This window comes from Aquimarina celericrescens (genome assembly GCF_042682765.1).
GTDB classification, from domain to species: Bacteria; Bacteroidota; Bacteroidia; order Flavobacteriales; family Flavobacteriaceae; genus Aquimarina; species Aquimarina celericrescens.
Genome location: NZ_JBHUHY010000002.1, coordinates 543,503 through 562,751, shown reverse-complemented (window position 1 = coordinate 562,751; position 19,249 = coordinate 543,503). Strand labels below are relative to the sequence as shown.

Annotated in this window: 16 protein-coding genes, 2 tRNA genes and 2 pseudogenes; 7 read left to right on the top strand and 13 right to left on the bottom strand. The window is 33.4% G+C overall.

Annotated elements, in window-relative coordinates; genetic code table 11:
* Window positions 1-175 precede the first annotated feature (175 nt).
* On the top strand, window positions 176-1,414 hold the full coding sequence (locus ACFSJT_RS02525; RefSeq protein WP_378318622.1) for an OmpP1/FadL family transporter: 1,239 nt from the start codon (window positions 176-178) through the stop codon (window positions 1,412-1,414).
* 252 nt (window positions 1,415-1,666) lie between these two features.
* On the opposite strand, the gene ACFSJT_RS02520 is transcribed toward ACFSJT_RS02525, so the two are convergent.
* From ACFSJT_RS02520 to ACFSJT_RS02485, 8 genes and pseudogenes are all read right to left on the bottom strand, one after another.
* Complete coding sequence (locus ACFSJT_RS02520; RefSeq protein ID WP_378318621.1) at window positions 1,667-2,350, bottom strand: aspartate/glutamate racemase family protein; 684 nt, start codon at window positions 2,348-2,350, stop codon at window positions 1,667-1,669.
* A gap of 122 nt (window positions 2,351-2,472) precedes the next feature.
* Entirely contained in the window at window positions 2,473-2,745 is a 273-nt protein-coding gene (locus ACFSJT_RS02515) for a cupin domain-containing protein (protein ID WP_378318620.1), read from the bottom strand.
* Between the two features lie 125 nt (window positions 2,746-2,870).
* A pseudogene (locus ACFSJT_RS02510) lies at window positions 2,871-3,112 on the bottom strand (rhodanese-like domain-containing protein).
* A 428-nt stretch (window positions 3,113-3,540) separates the two neighbouring features.
* Entirely contained in the window at window positions 3,541-4,953 is a 1,413-nt protein-coding gene (locus tag ACFSJT_RS02505) for an MBL fold metallo-hydrolase (RefSeq protein WP_378318619.1), read from the bottom strand.
* 146 nt (window positions 4,954-5,099) lie between these two features.
* Window positions 5,100-6,515 (bottom strand): MBL fold metallo-hydrolase, encoded by a 1,416-nt coding sequence (locus ACFSJT_RS02500; protein ID WP_378318618.1) that lies wholly within the window; start codon window positions 6,513-6,515, stop codon window positions 5,100-5,102.
* A 63-nt stretch (window positions 6,516-6,578) separates the two neighbouring features.
* Window positions 6,579-8,318, bottom strand: coding sequence for a SulP family inorganic anion transporter (locus ACFSJT_RS02495; protein ID WP_378318617.1), 1,740 nt, complete (start codon window positions 8,316-8,318; stop codon window positions 6,579-6,581).
* A gap of 68 nt (window positions 8,319-8,386) precedes the next feature.
* Window positions 8,387-8,797: pseudogene (locus ACFSJT_RS02490) on the bottom strand (Crp/Fnr family transcriptional regulator); the annotation flags it as partial.
* A 541-nt stretch (window positions 8,798-9,338) separates the two neighbouring features.
* Window positions 9,339-9,423: transfer RNA gene (locus ACFSJT_RS02485), tRNA-Ser, on the bottom strand.
* A 142-nt stretch (window positions 9,424-9,565) separates the two neighbouring features.
* Here ACFSJT_RS02485 and ACFSJT_RS02480 point away from each other — a divergent pair.
* Window positions 9,566-10,621: a M28 family metallopeptidase gene (locus tag ACFSJT_RS02480; protein WP_378318616.1), complete on the top strand. Its 1,056-nt coding sequence runs from the start codon at window positions 9,566-9,568 to the stop codon at window positions 10,619-10,621.
* A 190-nt stretch (window positions 10,622-10,811) separates the two neighbouring features.
* Here the strand turns inward: ACFSJT_RS02480 and ACFSJT_RS02475 are convergent.
* From ACFSJT_RS02475 to ACFSJT_RS02460, 4 genes are all read right to left on the bottom strand, one after another.
* Window positions 10,812-10,887 (bottom strand) — tRNA-His (locus ACFSJT_RS02475).
* 59 nt (window positions 10,888-10,946) lie between these two features.
* Complete coding sequence (gene bshB1, locus ACFSJT_RS02470; RefSeq protein WP_378318615.1) at window positions 10,947-11,663, bottom strand: bacillithiol biosynthesis deacetylase BshB1; 717 nt, start codon at window positions 11,661-11,663, stop codon at window positions 10,947-10,949.
* 2 nt (window positions 11,664-11,665) lie between these two features.
* Window positions 11,666-12,835: a trans-sulfuration enzyme family protein gene (locus ACFSJT_RS02465; protein WP_378318614.1), complete on the bottom strand. Its 1,170-nt coding sequence runs from the start codon at window positions 12,833-12,835 to the stop codon at window positions 11,666-11,668.
* Window positions 12,836-12,958: 123 nt separating this feature from the next.
* Window positions 12,959-15,136 carry a response regulator gene (locus tag ACFSJT_RS02460; RefSeq protein WP_378318613.1) on the bottom strand — a complete coding sequence of 726 codons (2,178 nt, stop codon included), beginning with the start codon at window positions 15,134-15,136 and terminating at the stop codon, window positions 12,959-12,961.
* A gap of 335 nt (window positions 15,137-15,471) precedes the next feature.
* Here ACFSJT_RS02460 and ACFSJT_RS02455 point away from each other — a divergent pair, with 335 nt between their 5' ends.
* The 5 genes from ACFSJT_RS02455 to ACFSJT_RS02435 all read left to right on the top strand — a co-directional run bounded on the left by ACFSJT_RS02455 (window position 15,472) and on the right by ACFSJT_RS02435 (window position 17,732).
* Entirely contained in the window at window positions 15,472-16,110 is a 639-nt protein-coding gene (locus tag ACFSJT_RS02455) for a peroxiredoxin (protein WP_378318612.1), read from the top strand.
* 79 nt (window positions 16,111-16,189) lie between these two features.
* A complete protein-coding gene (locus tag ACFSJT_RS02450; RefSeq protein ID WP_378318611.1) occupies window positions 16,190-16,504 on the top strand; it encodes a thioredoxin family protein in 315 nt (104 codons plus the stop codon).
* Window positions 16,485-16,742, top strand: coding sequence for a DUF6952 family protein (locus tag ACFSJT_RS02445; RefSeq protein WP_378318610.1), 258 nt, complete (start codon window positions 16,485-16,487; stop codon window positions 16,740-16,742). Before ACFSJT_RS02450 ends, ACFSJT_RS02445 begins: the two co-directional genes overlap by 20 nt.
* Before the next feature lie 116 nt (window positions 16,743-16,858).
* Window positions 16,859-17,356: a thiol peroxidase gene (gene tpx / locus ACFSJT_RS02440; protein WP_378318609.1), complete on the top strand. Its 498-nt coding sequence runs from the start codon at window positions 16,859-16,861 to the stop codon at window positions 17,354-17,356.
* 7 nt (window positions 17,357-17,363) lie between these two features.
* Window positions 17,364-17,732, top strand: coding sequence for a diacylglycerol kinase (locus ACFSJT_RS02435; RefSeq protein ID WP_378318608.1), 369 nt, complete (start codon window positions 17,364-17,366; stop codon window positions 17,730-17,732).
* 96 nt (window positions 17,733-17,828) lie between these two features.
* Here ACFSJT_RS02435 and ACFSJT_RS02430 read toward each other — a convergent pair whose 3' ends face one another.
* On the bottom strand, window positions 17,829-19,010 hold the full coding sequence (locus ACFSJT_RS02430) for a hypothetical protein (RefSeq protein WP_378318607.1): 1,182 nt from the start codon (window positions 19,008-19,010) through the stop codon (window positions 17,829-17,831).
* Window positions 19,011-19,249 lie beyond the last annotated feature (239 nt).

Here is a 19,249-nt window from a genome sequence, read left to right as displayed (position 1 = left end):
TTTATTAAAATTTAAGTTATCAATTTGTAACATTTGTTACACAAGTAATTATTTTTTCTTTCAATCTTGAGTTTTCAAACTATTAGCAAAAACTTAACTAGAAATGAAAAAATACTTCTTTAATTTCTGTTTTATACTCTTTACTACTATTACTTTTTAGCAAGCAGGGCATATTATGCGAGGCTTAGGGGCTGTTAACATGTCTATGGGAGGTGCTTCAACTGCACAGCCTCTAGATATTTCAGGTGCCCTTCATTGGAATCCAGCTGTAGTTTCAGTCTTTGATGACAAAATTGTAAAGCTTGATGCCGGTTTATTCTTTTCTTCGCCAGAATTACGTTCTACTGTTCCCGAATTTGATGCTGGTGGACAACCCACTGGCAATTTTTTTAGTGGTATTACTGAAGATGATAGGGATGCCTCTCTTTTACCGGCTTTAGCAATGGTTTGGGGTAACGAAGAAAGTAAGCATACTTTTGGCGCATCTGCCTTTGGTATTAGTGGGTTTGGAGTCACTTTTCCAGAAAGCACTACCAATCCTATTAATTTACCTCAAAATATGGGAGGATTTGGTAGAATAGAATCTGATTATATTTTATTACAGGTTGGTTTTACCTGGGCTTATGAATTATCGGATAAATTTTCAATTGGCGTACAACCAACAATCAACTATGCAAGATTGCAATTAATGCCTAACCCTACAACTAATCCTACGTCGGCTGGATATCCTTCAACAAACAAGGCCTCTGCAATAGGTTATGGTGCACAATTTGGATTTTTCTTTGATTCTGGCAAAGGATTTAAAGCTGGTGCATCTTATAAAACAAAACAAACTTTTGGTGATTTTGAATTTGACAACACCTATTTAGATAATACAACTGATACTAATGAATTTAATATGGACTACCCAGCTATATGGTCTGTTGGTGTTGGATATTCATTAGGAGATATAGACCTAGCGCTAGATTATAGGCTAGTAGATTATGAAAATACGGACGGTTTTTCAATAACAGGTTGGACCGCGACAGCTTCAGTATCCGGATTTGGCTGGAAGAATATTAATATTCTCTCTGCAGGAATTCAATATAAAGGTATAGATAAGCTTCCTTTACGAATAGGATATACACATAGCTCAAATCCTATTAATGGTGATGTTGCCTTTTTTAATATTCCAGCAACTGCAATTATAAAAAATGCTTTTCAGTTTGGATTGAGTTATGAGGCAAGTGATACATTTTCATTGGATGCAGTTTATTATTATGGAGATAGTGGAGGCGCAACTTCAGGACCAGTTCTCAACCCACAATTTATACAAAACTCTCCTCCTTATGGAGCAATTCCGGGAAGTAGTGTATCTTATGATATGTCTACTTCAATGATTATGTTAGGAGCAAGTTATACCTTTAGTAAATAAACATTACCAATCTTAAATTAAATTAATCATCTTAACGTAGTTGAGATCTCTAAGAACTAGATAAAATGAATTTCTCGACTACGTAATCTCACTTTCGTGCGAATACCAGGTTCATTTTTGTTTATAATTTGAATAATAACCCATTTATTATATAGTTTTGTTCTGAAAAGCTGCTAGATAAATCGATGAATTTCATGAATAATAACAGGGTTAGAAATATTAACTATAGATTAGAAATTTTTGGATTATAATCTAATTACCTAAAATGAAATTAGATGCCATTTCTGCATGGAGTTGGGTTGTAGAAAGTAGGGGCACATCTGATTCTGACTGATCAATTAGCATTGGCAATTCTGTACACCCTAAAATAATACCTTCTGCACCTCTTTGCTTTAGCAATTCAATTTGGTTCAGAAAAAATTCTCTTGCCTTATCGGTAAACTTTCCTTGTGTTAACTCATTGGACACATAATTATGAGACTTACCTATATATTCTTTGTCTGGGATTATGGTATTTATCCCAAAATTAGATTCTAGAAATGAGGGAATAAAGCTTCCTGTCATTGTTGGTCGGTTACCTAATAAGCCAAGCTTACAAAGTTTTAATTTTGAAGCTTCCTTACCTATTGAATCAGCGATATGTAATATAGGAATGTTAATTTTTGGTTGAACAAATGAATATACCATATGAGGCGTATTTGCACATATTACAATGGCTTTGGCTCCTGCTTTTTGCAGTTTGTCAGCCACCTCAAGATATTTTGCATTTATCTTTTCCTTATTCTGCTCACGCATTAACTCTATATTAATACTATATAGCAGTAACTCTGGATTACCTTGCGTGCCTATTTCATTTCCAACTAATTCATTGATTAGTTTATAGTAAACGATGGTAGAATGCCATGAGGTACCACCAATCAGGCCTATTGTTTTCATTTTGTGTCTTTTTTTGGTTAGAACTACTTGTGCAGGCTATGTTTAGTAATCTTGTTAGAAGTAATAAAAGGTTAGAAAACTTAAAGAACACCCACTATTTTCTCATTTTATTAAAAGAAATTTTACATCCGTAATAGGGATACTCCGTGATTTATTTCTTTTGGTAATGTAATGGCATCTCCTTGTTTTAGTATATGTTCTTTATCAGCGATAGTGATTTTAGTACTGCCTTCAAGTATTTGCAAAGGAGTATTCATTGAAGCTGAATGCGGTTTTGGTAACTGATCTTTTTTCAAGGCAACTAATATCATCTTATAAGCTTCGCTTTCAAAAAAAACTTTGCTATTGATTTTGTCGTTATACGTTATTTCACTTGCAAGCCCTATATTGACCATATCCAGATTTTTATTGTTTTTCAGTACAACCTAATAGTGTACCCAATATCACTATGATAATTAGTTTTTTCATTATTTCAACATTTTGTTTCTTCCTGGAACTTTATTTAATAGTATCAAAATTATTATTGCCAAAACATATAGCCTCCTTTGAGGTCGTAAATCATCTTAAAGCCCTTATTCAAAAGTCTTCTAGCGGCTTTTTGACTTCGATTTCCCGAGCGACAATATAAATAACAGGTTTCTCTTTGTTGAGCTTATCAAATGATGGCTCAAAATTTCCTTGTTGGAAATAATCTATGTTAATGGCGTTATCTATATGTCCTGACTCATACTCTTGTTGCGTACGAACATCAACAAGTTGCATATTTTTTCCCATCACAGCTTTCTTGAATGTGTCTACATGTAATATTTTTATGCTATCAGACTGCTGTGCTTTCTCACCAAAAATTGAACTTAAAAAAGTCATAAGTATAAGAATTTGTTTCATATTATATTTCACTTTAAAAGGAAATAGCCGCGGTATGCAAACTATTTCCTTTAAACAACCAACCAATATCAATCAATCAATTCTTTGTGTTCACTCATTCTTATTTCTTTAATACCTTCTAAGTAAATTGTTTTCATAAAATTAAAATGTAACAGGGTTTTACACAGTAACATATGTTACACATATGGCTGTTATTTCCTTAAAAAAACATTAAAATTTCCTAAATCTGTTGTAATAAAAAGGAGCGAGATTAGTATACCGCTCCTATATTGTTCTTCATCCTAAATGATTACATTACTGCGTTTTTATTTTAAAGTCGAAGGACATATGTAATCAGTTACTGGTATTCCTACTTCTTTGATTTTCTCAAATCCACCAGCCACATCGATTATATTATGTATTCCTCTACTTTTGAGAATCGATGAGGCTATCATACTTCTATAACCACCGGCACAGTGAACATAAAATGGCTTACTATCCGGGAATTCTGCTAAATGGTCATTGATAAAATCTAATGGTGTATTATTGGATTCCTTTATATGTTCAGAAACATATTCACTTTCTTTACGTACATCAAAAACAGGCACTTTCTCTTCCTCTAAAGTTTCTTTAAAAGTAGTAGCACTTATAGAACTCACTGTATCATATTCCATAGCTGCTTTTTTCCAAGCTTCAAATCCACCTTTTAGATATCCTAATGTATTATCAAAACCTACTCTAGAAAGTCTGGTTACGGCTTCTTCTTCCCGTCCTGCTGGAGTAACTAAAAGAATAGGCTGTTGTACATCGGCTATTAGTGCACCTACCCAAGGAGCGAAACTTCCATCCAAACCTATGAAAATTGAGCGTGGTATATGTCCCTTTGCAAAATCATCTTGATGACGCACATCCAGCACAACCGCACCAGTTTCATTTGCGATAGCCTCAAAAACATCAGGAGATAGAGCTTTTGTTCCTCTTTCAAGAACAACATCAATATCATCGTACCCTTCCTTATTGAGCTTCACATTTAACGGGAAGTATTGCGGTGGTGGTAATAATCCATCTGTTACCTCTTTTACAAACTCTTCCTTAGTCATATCTTCACGAAGCGCATAGTTCATCTTTTTTTGATTTCCTAAGGTATCTACTGTTTCCTTCATCATATTTTTTCCACAAGCAGAACCGGCACCGTGAGCAGGATACACGATAACATCGTCTCCCAATGGCATAATTTTTTCGCGTAAACTATCATACAGTGTTTCTGCAAGTTGTTCTTGAGTCATATCTTCTGCCTTTTGAGCCAGATCTGGACGTCCAACATCCCCTAGGAACAGCGTGTCACCACTAAAAATGGCATAGTCTTTACCATTCTCGTCTCTAAGAAGGTAAGTAGTGCTTTCCATGGTATGACCTGGTGTATGTAGCACTACAATAGTTACTTCACCTAATTTGAATTCTTGACCATCCTTTGCAATTACTGCATCAAACGAAGGATCCGCATTGGGTCCATAAATAATTGGCGCACTGGTTTCCTTGGCTAAAGTTACGTGACCACTTACAAAGTCGGCATGGAAGTGAGTTTCAAAAATGTATTTGATCTCGGCATCATCCAGCTTTGCTTTATTAAGATATGGCTTGACCTCTCTTAATGGATCAATAATAGCGGCCTCTCCATTGCTTTCGATATAGTATGCACCCTGGGCGAGGCATCCTGTATAAATTTGTTCAACTCTCATTTGCTTTTAGAATTTTAATTTCGATGGTAAAAATAGTATTGATTTTTGATTTCTACAGTAACTTATGTTACAAATGGAAACTTCTTTTATTGAAAAATAAGCTTCCAAAAATCTGTTAGTCAGTCGATTAAAAAGAATTTGATTCGCTAAAGTAAAGTGGTTGGGCAGATATATTCTGACTTTGGAATATTAGTTTGAGCAATCTCTTCAAACCCGCCAACAACATCCACAATATTATGCCATCCTCTTTGTTTTAAAATTGAGGCTGCAATCATACTTCTATATCCTCCGGCACAATGAAGTACAAAAGGTTTGTCTTTAGGAAACTGTGCTAAATGATTATTTATTTCGTTTAACGGAACATTGATAGCACCTATTATATGCTCTGAATCATATTCACTCTTTTTACGAACATCAAAAGTTAAAGGACTTTCCGTTTTGTACCCTTTTTCCAAATTTTTAGGTGTTATTCTGTTTATTGTTTCATAATCTTTCTTTTCTTCTTTCCAGGTATTAAAACCATCTTTAAGATATCCAATGGTATTATCATAACCTACTCTAGATAGTCTTGTTACTGTCTCTTTCTCCTTTCCGGGATCGGTAATGAGTAGAATTTTTTGTTTCACATCAGGAATCATTTCTCCTACCCATTGCGCAAAGTTTCCTTCAAGCCCAATATTAATACTATTAGGAATAAATCCTTTGGAAAAATCTTCCGCATCCCTGGTGTCAAGCATCAAAGCACCTGTTTCATTGGCAGCCACTTCAAAAGCTTCCGGAGATAAAGGTTTGGTAGCTCTATCTATTACTTTATCAAGACTTTCATATCCTTTGATGTTCATTAAAACATTTTGAGGGAAGTATCCCGGAGGTGCTGTGAGTCCAGTCAATAATTCTTTTATGAATTCCTCCTTGGACATATCTGCACGCAGTGCGTAATTTACTTTTTTCTGATGGCCGAGTGTATCTGTAGTTTCTTTACTCATCATTTTACCACAAGCAGAACCTGCGCCGTGATTTGGATATACGATAAGGTCATCACTCAAGGGCATTATTTTGTTGCGTAAGGAATCATATAAATGGCCTGCCAGTTTTTCTTCAGTTAATTCAGACACCACATGCTGAGCCAAGTCTGGCCTTCCTACATCGCCAATAAATAGTGTATCTCCGGTAATAATTCCGTGTTCCTTACCGGTATCGTCAATGAGTAAATATGTAGTACTTTCCATGGTATGGCCTGGTGTATGTATAACCTTCACTTTATAATCACCCACTTTAAAGATTTGACCGTCTTCTGCAACCGTTGCATCATACCCTGGTTTTGCAGTAGGGCCAAATACAATTTCTGCACCTGCTTTCTTTCTTAAATCAAGGTGACCACTCACAAAATCTGCATGAAAATGTGTTTCAAAAACATATTTAATCTCTGCATTGTCAATCTGAGCACGGTCAATATAAGGTTGTACTTCTCTTAACGGGTCAAATACTGCTGCCTCTCCGTTATTTTCGATATAATAAGCGGCATGGGCTAAACATCCTGTATAAATCTGTTCTACTTTCATTGTGTTTATTTTTAATAGTTTATCAAAGCAAAAGTAGTAGTGATAATACTTCTTTACAGTTACTTATGTTACAGAAGACGATTTTTTTGTTTGAAGTGAGATCTTTTCTTGCATATGGGTTTTTGCGCCTGAATTATTACAATGGTCATAAGCTTCACAGGTTCTAACAAAAAGGTTTTCTGTACCAATAACATTAATAAGCCCACTACTGAATATGATGTCCCTTGTTGGGCCAATTGCTCCTGCAATAAGAAATTGTATTCCTTTACTTTTCAACTCATCGATCACTTGTTGAAGCATTAGCATCGCACTACTGTCAATATAGTTGATGGCTTCTGCATTTAGAATAATTTTTTTAAGACTATCACCTTTTTGATCAATATGTTTGTAAAGTTCTTTTTTGAAGTAATCTTTATTTCCAAAATATAGTTGTCCATCAAATCGGATAATTAGAATGTCTTTTGGTATTTCTATGTCATTACTGAAGCGATTGATATTTTTAAAATAATTGGTGTCCTTTATTTTTCCCAGAATAGCAATATGAGGTTTTGAAGTTCGATACACCAATAATAACAAGGAGATTAGTACACCTAGTAATATTCCTTCTTTGATACCAACAGTTAGCGTAATTAGAAATGTGATAATGAGCAATACAAATTCATCTTTTCTGTCTTTAAAAAGTTGAATAGGATAGGTTATGTCTATTAAGCCAAAAACAGCAACCATTATGATAGCTGCTAATACAGCATTGGGCAGATAGTAAAATAGGGGTGTTAAAAATAACAATGTAAGACCAACTACAATAGCACTCACAATAGCGGCTATTCCTGTTTTTGCTCCGGCCTGGTCATTAACTGCAGTTCTTGAAAAACCTCCTGTGGTAGGGTAAGATTGGAATAGTGAACCAATAATATTTGATGTTCCCAAAGCAATTAATTCTTGATTAGCATCTACTTCGTAATCTGTATGCTTTTCTTCAACGGCCTTGGCTACAGAAATGGCTTCCATAAAAGCAATAAAAGCTAGTGTTAAGGCAATTGGAACGAGTTCTGAAATTCTTGAATAATCAATCGATGGTACTCCAAATTCAGGCAGCCCCTTAGGCACAGCGCCAACTATCTTTACTCCTAAATCATTAAGTCCGGAAAGATAAATCCCAACAATTCCAATAACAACTACTGCAAGTGCTGCGGGAATTCTTTTATTTATTTTTTTAATACCTTTAATAAGTATAATGGATGCAATACCAATTACTAATGTAAAAATATTGGTTTGGTCGATAGTTTTAAGAGCATTTTGTAATAGAATATGCACCTGATTACTACGTTCAATTTCGGTACCCAACAAATGTTTTAGTTGACTTAATCCTATGATTATTGCTGCAGCTGAAGTAAAACCACTTATTACGGGCTTAGACAAAAAGTTTACTAAAAACCCCATTCTGAACAGCCCAAGCACTAATTGAATGCTCCCCATAAAGAGTGCTAAGAAAACGGCCATTGCAATATATTCGTTAATACCAGACAAAGCTAATGCGCCCAAACCTGAGGCAACAAGTAGAGAATCCATTGCAACTGGTCCCACCGCTAACTGTCGGGAGGTACCCATTATTGCATATACGATCTGGGGAAGTAGCGCAGCGTAAAGCCCAAATACAGGAGGAAGGCCTGCAATCATAGCATAGGCCATTCCTTGGGGAATAAGCATTATTCCTACGGTTAACCCTGCAGAAATATCTCCAGATAAATAAGATTTTTTGTAGCTTGACAGCCATTCAAATATAGGAAAATAACGTTTCAACATTTATAAGAGTTTATAGACAAAAGTAATACTATACAAATCCTTGATCAGTAACATTGGTTACAGAGTGCCTATAAATCAAGGATTTTAATATGACTTCTGTGTAGCTCAATTTTTCCCAGTTTTTCTAATTTTTTGAGTAATCGAGAAATCACTACTCTGGAACTGTGAAGTTCGTAAGCAATTTCTTGATGGGTATTATGTATAGTGTCTTCTTCATTAATCCTTGCTTTTTCTTTCAGATAATTAACAAGACGTTCATCCATTTTATGAAAAGCGATACTATCTAATGTAATTAAAAGCTCGTTTAACCGGTTATGATAGCTTTCAAATACAAAATTCCTCCACGATTTATATTTCGTTGTCCATTCTTCCATTTTTTGAATAGGAATCATTATCAATTTTGTATCCAATTCGGCAATAGCCCTTATTTCACTTTTAGTTTGCCCTATGCAACAACTTAAAGTCATGGCGCATGTATTGACCAAAGTAATAATGGCATTATTAATAGTTTAGTCTTCATTATTCTTTATACTCAATTATTTTTCAACAAAATCATAGTGTGATATGAGGCAAGTCAGTAACCAATGTTATGGTTAAATATTATTTTGTTAACATTTTTTATAAAAATAGCTGTAAATAATACCTTTTGAAATGATATTTATCAGGCTGTATGTTAGCATAATCAGATTTCTTCAAATAAATTAATCAGGTTACCTAAATCCCTGAGAATGTTCCAGTAAAAGGCAGTTTCGATATTCTAATGGATAAAGAAAAGTATTTGAAATGAATTGAAACTAAAGAGATTAAAATAGAACTGCAAAAACCAGAAAATAAAAAGAGTTCAGCAAAGGATGAGATTATTAGAAACTACATTAAAGAACCTTATAAAACATCGAGTTTATTTTCAAATAATCAAAAGACCTTTTTTGAATTTGTATTTAGTTTAAAATAAGAAGAATTGTCAACGATTTTGTCAACTAAAAAAAAACCTTGTAAATCAAAAGATTACAAGGCTTTTCGCGGAGAAAGAGGGATTCGAACCCCCGGAGGTGTGACCCTCAACAGTTTTCAAGACTGCCGCATTCGACCACTCTGCCATTTCTCCTTTGCGGGGGCAAATATAAAACCTTTTTTATATCTAAAAAGAATATTTTTGAAATAATTTTAGATTTTTCTTATGGGATAAAATATTCTTTCTATAATATTACAGGAAATCAGTATCTTGTGCATTCTTAATTAAAAAATACATGAAAAACACTTTATTGTTCATTAGTTCATTTATCATTTATTGTTGTGGAACTTCACAAAATGCTACTTCTACAACTGCAAAAATAGATACTGATCTAACTCCTGAATCTGCGGTAGTTTCTTATGCACAGAGCATAACTGCAGAGGAGCTAAAGGAATACCTATACACCTTTGCTGGAGATGATTTTGAAGGAAGAGATACTGGAGAACCAGGTCAAAAGAAAGCAGCAGCGTTTTTAAAGCAGCAATATAAAAAAATCGGAATACCTTCTCCATTAGGAGGAGACGATTATTTTCAGGAAATACCAGAGAGTTTTTTTAGAGCGGGTATAAAGTCTTCAGAAAATGTTTTGGCATTTATAGAAGGAACCGAGAAGCCAGAAGAAATCATTGTAATTTCTGCTCATTACGATCATGTTGGTAAAGATGATAATGGTAATATTTATAATGGTGCCGATGATGATGGATCCGGAACGGTAAGTTTACTTGAAATTGCCGAGGCTTTTGCAAAAGCCAAAAAGGATGGATTTGGTCCCAAAAGATCGATCTTATTTTTACATGTAACAGGCGAAGAAAAGGGCTTGTACGGTTCTAGATATTACACCGAAAACCCTGTTTTTCCTCTTGTTAATACAGTTACTAATCTTAATATCGATATGATAGGAAGAATAGACAAAAAACATGAATCGGAAGACAAAAACAATTATGTGTATTTAATAGGTAGTGATAGATTAAGTGCTGATTTGCATAATATTAGTGAAGAAGCTAATGCCAAGTATACGAGATTAGACCTTGATTATACTTATAATGCAAAGAACGATCCTAATAGATTTTATTTCAGAAGCGACCATTATAACTTTGCCAAGCATAACATCCCTATTATATTTTATTTTAATGGTGTACATGAGGATTATCATAAACCCACAGATACACCAGATAAAATAGAATATGATTTAATGGCCAAAAGAGCTCGATTAACATTTTATACAGCATGGGAAGTGGCTAACAGATCTCAAAGAATTGTAGTAGATGGAGTAGGGAGTGAAGGAGAATAGATTTTTACAATCATCGATATTTATTTAGAAAATAACAAAGCTCTTGAAAAAGGGTTTTTGTTCAAAGAGTGGAGGATGCGTTTTTATATTTTTAAAGTTAAATTCAGCTCTCTCTCATATAATCAATTACAATACAGAGAGTATAGTATATAACAAAAAAAGCTTCTCAGATATGAGAAGCTTTGCTTTTGGGTGGAAGATCGGTCTCGAACCGACGACCTCCTGAACCACAATCAGGCGCTCTAACCAACTGAGCTACAACCACCATTTAAATTTAGGCTGCAAAAATAAAGTATTTCTCTATTTCTACAAACATTTTTTTGCATTAAATTAGATCAAAAATAGAATCAACTGCTACATAGCGTTCTACGGTAAAGCCTTCGGCATAATCAACACCAATTATTCTTCCCAAATCGGCAGCTCTGTATTTAATACTATCTAAAAAGTTCTTACTCGATATAGGAGTAGAAGGTTGCTTACTATTTGCATCATAAAATTGAGAGGCATATGCTTGCACACTTTCCATCTTTTTTTCTATATGATCACTGATATTAACAACAAAGTCTGGCTCTATATGTTTCCATTGTATATAATGATACACCTGTTTAGGCCTCCATACTTCCTGTTGTTGGTTGTTATATACGGTTTCAATTTTCTTTAAACCTGATAGAAAACAAGCGTCACTTACTAATTTGCTTCCTCTGCCATGATCAATATGTCTGTCATTTATCGCATTACATAATACTATTTCGGGTCTGTACTTTCTCAGTATTTTAATTACTTCTAATTGATGTTCTTCATTATTGATAAAAAAACCATCTTTAAAATTAAGATTTTCTCGGGTTGCCACTCCAAGAATTTCTGAAGCTTTTTGAGCTTCGGTATCTCTTATTTCTGCATTTCCTCTGGTTCCTAGCTCTCCCCTGGTAAGATCAAGGATACCTACTTTTTTACCTTTGTCAACTTCTTTGGCGATAGTTCCAGAGCAACTTAATTCTACGTCATCAGGATGTGCTCCTACAGCTAGAATGTCTAATTTCATATTTAATGTTCTAAGGCTAAGACTTTTGTTTTTTTTATGGCTTGCAGTATATCCTGCATTAAATCTTCTTTTTCTTCAATGCCTACACTAAATCGCAGTAAGCCATCTCGAATGCCCTGCCGTTCTCTTTCTTCTTCTGAAAGTAAAGCATGGGATGTGAGTGTAGGGGAGAGAATAGTACTTTCTACTCCCGCAAGGCTCATTGAACTTTTGATTAGCTTTAATTCTTTTTGAAATTTGCTAGCATCTAACCCTTCATTCAACTCAAAAGAAAGCATTCCGCCGAAACCTTTCATCTGTTTCTTGGCAATCTCGTGATCTGGATGAGATTTTAATCCAGGATAATAAACAGCAGAAACATCTTCGAGCTTATCAAGCCATTTAGCTAATTTCATGGCATTTTTATTTTGAGCTTTTACCCTAATTCCCAAAGTTTTAATACTTCTTTCTAACATCCATACCGTAAAATCACTGAGGCTACCTCCAAAGTTTTTAGCAACTTGAAAAATTTGATCTATATGTTTTTCAGTTGAAACTACAGCACCCGCAAGAATATCACTATGACCACCTAAGTACTTGGTTGCCGAATGTAAAACAATATCAATACCTAACTCTATTGGATTTTGATTTACCGGAGAAGCAAAGGTGTTATCAATCATCGTTATGATATCATGTTTCTTTGCAAGGTCTCCTATAGCTTTTATATCTGTAATACTTAATAAAGGATTCGAGGGCGTTTCAATATAAATTACTTTTGTATTCGATTTTATTTTTTCTTCATAACCTTCAAAAGTGTTTGAATCTACATAAGAAAATTGTATTCCATGTTTTTCAAATTCTTCATTAATAAGGTTAGCAGTACCGCCATAAATTTCTCGTTGTAAAACGATATGATCTCCTTTTTGTAAAAAGGCAAATAATGCAGTGCTAATCGCCGCCATACCGCTTCCAAAAATTAATGAAGCCTCTCCTTTTTCTAGAGCAGCTATTTTTTTGCAAAGAGCCTCTTGATTTGGAGTATTAAAATATCTTGGATAACGCTTTATATCAACGTCTTCAAATGCATATGATGTAGATAAGTAAATTGGAGACACCGCTCCCTTAAATTGTTCATCGTTAATTTCGCCAAGATGTGTACAGATGGTATTGAAACCTATTTTTTTTGAATTCATAATTAATACGATAGATAGCCTTGAATTTTCAGCATCTAAATTAACATATTCAAAAGAAACCAAATAGTATTTAACAGATTTAAATTAAATATTAGACATTCAATATTGTAAAATAAAGAAGTATTAAGCCATTTTTACTTTTGAGATATTCCTCATTATTGTCTGGAAGAATTGCTGCGTATCATATGGTTTTATAATAACGTCATTCATTCCTACCGATAATGCCTGATTTCTAATTTCTCCTTCTTCAACGGCTGTTAGGGCTATTATCGGAATGTGTGTATTGAATGTTCTTATGACTTTGGTGGCTTCCAGTCCATTCATTTCGGGCATATTAATATCCATTAATACTAAATCAAATTTTTCTTTTTTTAGCATTTCAATCGCCGCCATTCCATTACTAGCAATATTACAGGTATATCCTTTCTTTTTCAAGATATTTTGGGTAACTATTTGATTGATTTTATTATCATCAACAATAAGAACGTAGAAGTTACTTGTGCCTATACTAAGGTTTTCTCCTGATTGAAGAGATATTTCTTCTTCTTTTACTGCTTTTTCATACGTTAGATCAAAATAGAACTCTGAACCTTTTCCTTCCTGACTTTTTATTTTAATTTCGCTATTGTGCAATTGTATTAATTTTTTAACAATAGCAAGACCTAATCCAGTACCTTCATATTCCTGATTTTCGTTTTTTACCTGCGCAAAATTGTCGAATATCGTTTGTTGTTTGTTTTTAGGGATTCCTATACCATCATCTTTAACTATAAAACGTAAATCATAACTATCCTCGTTGTTTTGCAAACATTTTACAGATACCCATATGTTTCCGTTTTTTGTAAATTTTAATGCATTACCGATAAGATTTATAAGTATTTGTGAAAGTCTTACCGAATCACCAAGAAGGGTAGTGTTTATATTTTTGTCAATATCAATATGTACCGTGTTGTCATTGCTTTTTTGTTTTGTGTGCAGCGAATTAACAATACCTTCAATGAGTGATCTGATGTCAAAAGAAACTTTCTCCAGTTTCACTTCATTTGTTTCTATCTTACTTAACTGTAATACGTCGTTAATTAATGCAAGAAGATAATCTCCAGAAAACTTAAGAGATTCAAGGTATTCTGTTTTTTTCTTTTTATCTGGATCTTCCATCAGGAGCGATGTAAGTCCGATTACACCATAAAGAGGTGTTCTTAGTTCGTGGCTTACGGTAGAGATAAACTGCGATTTTAGTGTAGAAACTTGCTCTGCAGTTTCCTTGGCACTGATTAACTCCTTGTTTTTTTCTATGAGAACGCTGTTTAATTTCTTTTTTTGAATATTATTATTATAAGCACTAATCAAAAACGCCATTGAAATTAGAATGAGAATAATCCCTAAAATTATACTAATCTTCCATTTGGTTACCTCTGCAACACTTTCTTTTTTTTCCGTTTCGGCTTTTTTTATTTTTTCTTCATACTGATCAACCTCATATTTTATATTAGCCCGTTGTAATTCTATAAGTTTCTTAAAATCTTTTGCTCTTAAAATATTTTGAAATTGTTTTTTCTGATAATTATATGCATTCTGATAATCCTGTTGTTTTTTGTACAGTTCAGATTTTGTTTCATAAGCAGAAGCTAATTCTTCGTAATAAGTAGAGATCAACTCATCATTATTGTTTTTGTTTTTTGTCTCTCCTAAAGAATATGATATTGCCCGATCTATGTATTCTTCGGCTACTTCATACCTTCTAACATTTAAAAAATACCTTCCTAACAAGCCATTTAATTTTGTTTTATCAAGGTTAGAAGAATTTTCATGAATTAATTCTCGTGCAGGAGCAAGATATTCGTAGGCACTATCAAAATCATTTCTGGAAATATAATACTCACCCAGATTAAGAAGGGGTCTTATCATTCTTGCCGTGTCATTGAGCTCTACAGCAAATTCATATGATTTTTTGTAATAACCAACTCCTTTTGATCTTGTCAAATTATGTTTTGTATATACCCGGGCAAGATTGTTGTATAAGTCAGTTTCTAATACTTTACTTTTTGAACTTCGTGCATGCGTCATTGCCCTTCTATAATTGCTTCTTGCCTTAGTGTCATCTTCACTAATTTCATAATTTTTGGCAATTATATTATAGATATATCCCAGACTTTTATCATCATTATTAAACTGTGCATTTTGCAAAGCAGCCTTAGCTATTTCTAATGACTCTTCATACTTATATTCTTCCTGTAGTTTTTCAGCTCTTTGGATATAGCTCTGTATACTGTCTGAGATTAAGGAAGGTTGAGCGTGCAAGATTTTGATGAAACTTACTATAAATAAAAGGATTATATATTTTGTGGTGTTTCTCAACTCACTCTGGTTAAAGGGTCGTATTAATAAGCGAAAATACAAAAATAGATTTAAGAAAGTGTTATTCACCGTAAAAAAAGTACAATTTATCCGTAATTTTTGTAGGTAAATGAATGTGTTTGTAGGAATTTAATAAGACGATCGAAGGAATTTTTTGGTAATTAGAAAAAACTATAGAAACATAAATAATAAAAATTAGGGACTTCATTTTATTACTTACGTAAATGTATCTTTGCGACATTCAAAAGAAATTAATTAATAAATTTTAAAAATAAAATATGGCATTTGTAGGCAAAAAATTTCCAGATCTAGACGTAGACGCAATGAATGATATGGGAGATACTTTTAAACTTAATGTTTTAGAAGAGGCTAAGAACAAAAATAAAAAGGTATTACTGTTTTGGTATCCAAAAGACTTTACTTTTGTTTGTCCAACAGAGCTTCACGCTTTCCAAGAGGCATTAGAAGAATTTGAAAAAAGGAACACCATCGTAATTGGTGCTTCTTGTGATACTCCAGAAGTACATTTTGCTTGGCTAAACACCTCTAAAGATAATGGAGGAATAGAAGGAGTAACATATCCTATTCTTGCTGATTCTAATCGCAATTTATCAAGCACTTTGGGTATTCTAGATATTACTAACGAATCGTATAACGAAGAAACTGGGGTTGTGACCGTCGAGGGGGATAATGTCACGTATAGAGCAACGTATTTAATTGATGAGGAAGGTACCGTTTTTCATGAAGGTATAAACCACATGCCAGTAGGAAGAAATGTTGCTGAATTCTTAAGACTTATCGATGCATATGCACATGTTCAGAAGAATGGCGAAGTTTGTCCTGCAAACTGGGAAGAAGGAAAAGAAGCAATGAACGCTAATAGAGAAGGAGTAGCATCATATTTAGCTTCCAATTAATCAATACATTTTTATTTTACAATTTTTCCAGAATATATATTCTGGAAAAATTGTAAATTTCATTTTAAATAGTATTCATATGATTCAAGAATTAAAAGAAGATAATCTTTCTCAACTGGTTAGTGATAACAATACAGTTGTAGTACAGTATTCTGCTTCATGGTGCGGTAATTGTCGTATTATGAAACCAAAATTTAAAAAACTGGCAACAGATAAAGAAGACGCTACTTTTGTGATGGTGGATGCCGAAAAATATCCTGAATCATGTAAAATGGCAACCGTAGACAATCTTCCTACCTTTGCTACTTTCAAAAATGGAGTTTTTGTTAATCAGGTGCAAACTAATAAATTTGATATCCTTAAAGAGTTAGTAGATGAAGTTACCAATAATTAAACATCTTACAGGATTTATCGAAGAAAATGATGAGGACTTTTTAGTCGAAACCATCGAAACCCTGGAAGCATTGACTGAAGTTCCTTCACTAAAAGACGAAGAGTTAGATGTGATAGGAGAATTAATCTCTAATATGTACGGTGCTCTTGAGGTCGATAAAATGGTCAAACAAGGAACTCCCAAAAAAGAAGCATTGAATAATTTTATGCAAAGGGTCCTAGGATCCATTGATACATGAAAAAGAAAAAGTCAAACCTTCCAAATCGGAAGGTTTTTTTATTTTCTAAAAACTTTACCAAAATTACCATATAATCTTACTAATTTTAAGGCACAAAAAAATAACAATCATTTATTATGGCTACGATAACATTAAAAGGAAACGAAATACACACCAATGGAAATTTACCAAAGGTAGGACAAAAAGCTCCAGATTTTGAATTAGTTGGTGCAGATTTATCTATATCTAAACTATCAGATTTTAAAGGATCAAAAGTTATTTTAAACATTTTCCCCTCTATCGATACAGGGATTTGTGCAGCTTCTGCAAGAATGTTTAACAAAGAGGCAAGTAACTTATCAAATACCAAGGTTTTATGTATTTCTAGAGACCTGCCTTTTGCACAAGGACGTTTTTGCGCTTCAGAAGGATTAGAAGATGTAATTAACCTTTCTGACTTTAGAACGGGACAATTTGGTAAAGATTATGGGTTAGAAATTGTAGATGGTCCCATGAAAGGACTACACTCTAGAGTAGTAGTTGTACTTGATGAAGAAGGTACTGTTACCTATACAGAGCAAATTCCTGAAATTGTTCAAGAGCCTGACTATGCTGCCGCTTTAAAAACATTGTAAAAGATTAATGAATAAACTATCTAAATTTATTGCAGGCAGACTTCGAGGGTGTGGCTACGCTTTTAAAGGTGCCATATTGTTATTAAAAACAGAACCGAGTATACAGGTACAGACAGGAATTGCTGTAATAATGACTGGACTTGGATACTATTTTAACATCACATCGACAGAGTGGATCTTACAGGTTTTTGCAATTGGTTTAGTAATGGGTATAGAAGGATTAAATACAACCATCGAAGCCATAGCAGATTTTATACATCCCGATTTTCATGATAAAATAGGTTTCATAAAGGACGTATCAGCAGGAGCTGTTTTTATTGCTGCAATTACGGCTATGACAATCGGTCTTATAATTTATATTCCTTATATTTTTTAAATATTGGAGTAGTTCTGAAGTTGGTTGAAGGATACTAAATATTTAAATACATCCAGTAAAGAAAGCTTTACTGGATTTTTTATGCATATACTTTAATTAGTAGTTAATAGTTATATATTCTGTTTTGCATTGTTGCGCTTTAATATTACCTCTTCCCAAGATTACATAATTGACTTGGTCGTTAACAGAGTTTTTAATTTTTACAAAGAAAGGGTATTCTCCAAGTTTAATACTTTTAAAATATCCTCTAGAATTCGCTTTTACTGCAATTTCTTTGTAATCTCCATAATATCCGTCTTTTTGCTTTTTTTGGAGGGTTACCAAGACGTTTTTATTTGTGTTATTTACGAAACAAAAGTCACCATATCCTTCCAAACAATTTACTTTGGAAGTTGTGTTACTTCTTCCCAAGGTATTGATATCGGTAAAAATATCCGGATTAGCAGCTGTTTTATTTTTTGTCACCGGATTTAAAGACATTGCATTGGATTGATTAGCAAAACCATCAGAATTAAGTGGCCTTGTATTTAAAGGAACATTTTCCTGGTTTCTAGTCAAATTGCTATTTGTATAATTTGTTGGAACTTCAATTTGTTGGTTATACTGCCCCGGATTATTAGTAAAAGATCCATTATAGTTTTCTAAGGGTTGCTGGAGATTTTGATTACTTCCCGTATATCTGTTATTTTGTTGTAAGGCACCAGCTCTATTCACTGAATGCATATTTGCATCTTGGTTCCTCAAATATTGAGGTGTTGTATTTTGAGAGTTATTCTGAGGTATTTCGTTGTTACGTTCTGAATAATAGTTTTGATTATAATTTTGAGGAATTGGTTGATAACCTTGCTGAAATTGGGTTACTGGTGCGGGAGAATAACTATTTTGAGTGTTATTTGAAGGAGCAGTATTTGTATTTCCAATATTAGGATTTAGGTTAGATCCAGAGGTATAATTGTTATAGGGTGTAGTATTACTAGAATTAGCATTATAACGCTTTCGATTAGCCATATTATTCTCTGGCATAACCATTTTAAATTGCTCATCTTGCGTTAGTTTTCTAGAGTTTTGTTCCTTTTTAATGCTCCTAACATCCTGTGTCCTAAACATAAATCCATATCCATCTTTAGTTTGTACTGTTAGATTTTCATTAAAATTAAATTCAGTAATTTTTCCAACAATAACACTTCCGTTTTGTAGTGTGATGATATCCCAGGATTCTTGTGCCAGACAATGAATATAGGTGGCTGACACCATTAATAATAAGAGTAGCTTTTTCATGGTTTCTTTTTTAGTTTTAATAAATTCGACTTGTGTTTACAGATAATTGTCTGAATAATTAATCTATTCTAATTTGAATAGTTCATAACAACTACTTATTTCTCAACTTGTGCGTTGATGTAGGAAAGAATGATTTTTGTTCTCTCTTCACAAATTAATGATTATCAATAAATTATGTAGTTAACTCTTTATTAAAATAAATGCTAAAGTTTTTAAAAAATTAACGGGAGATTATTCTT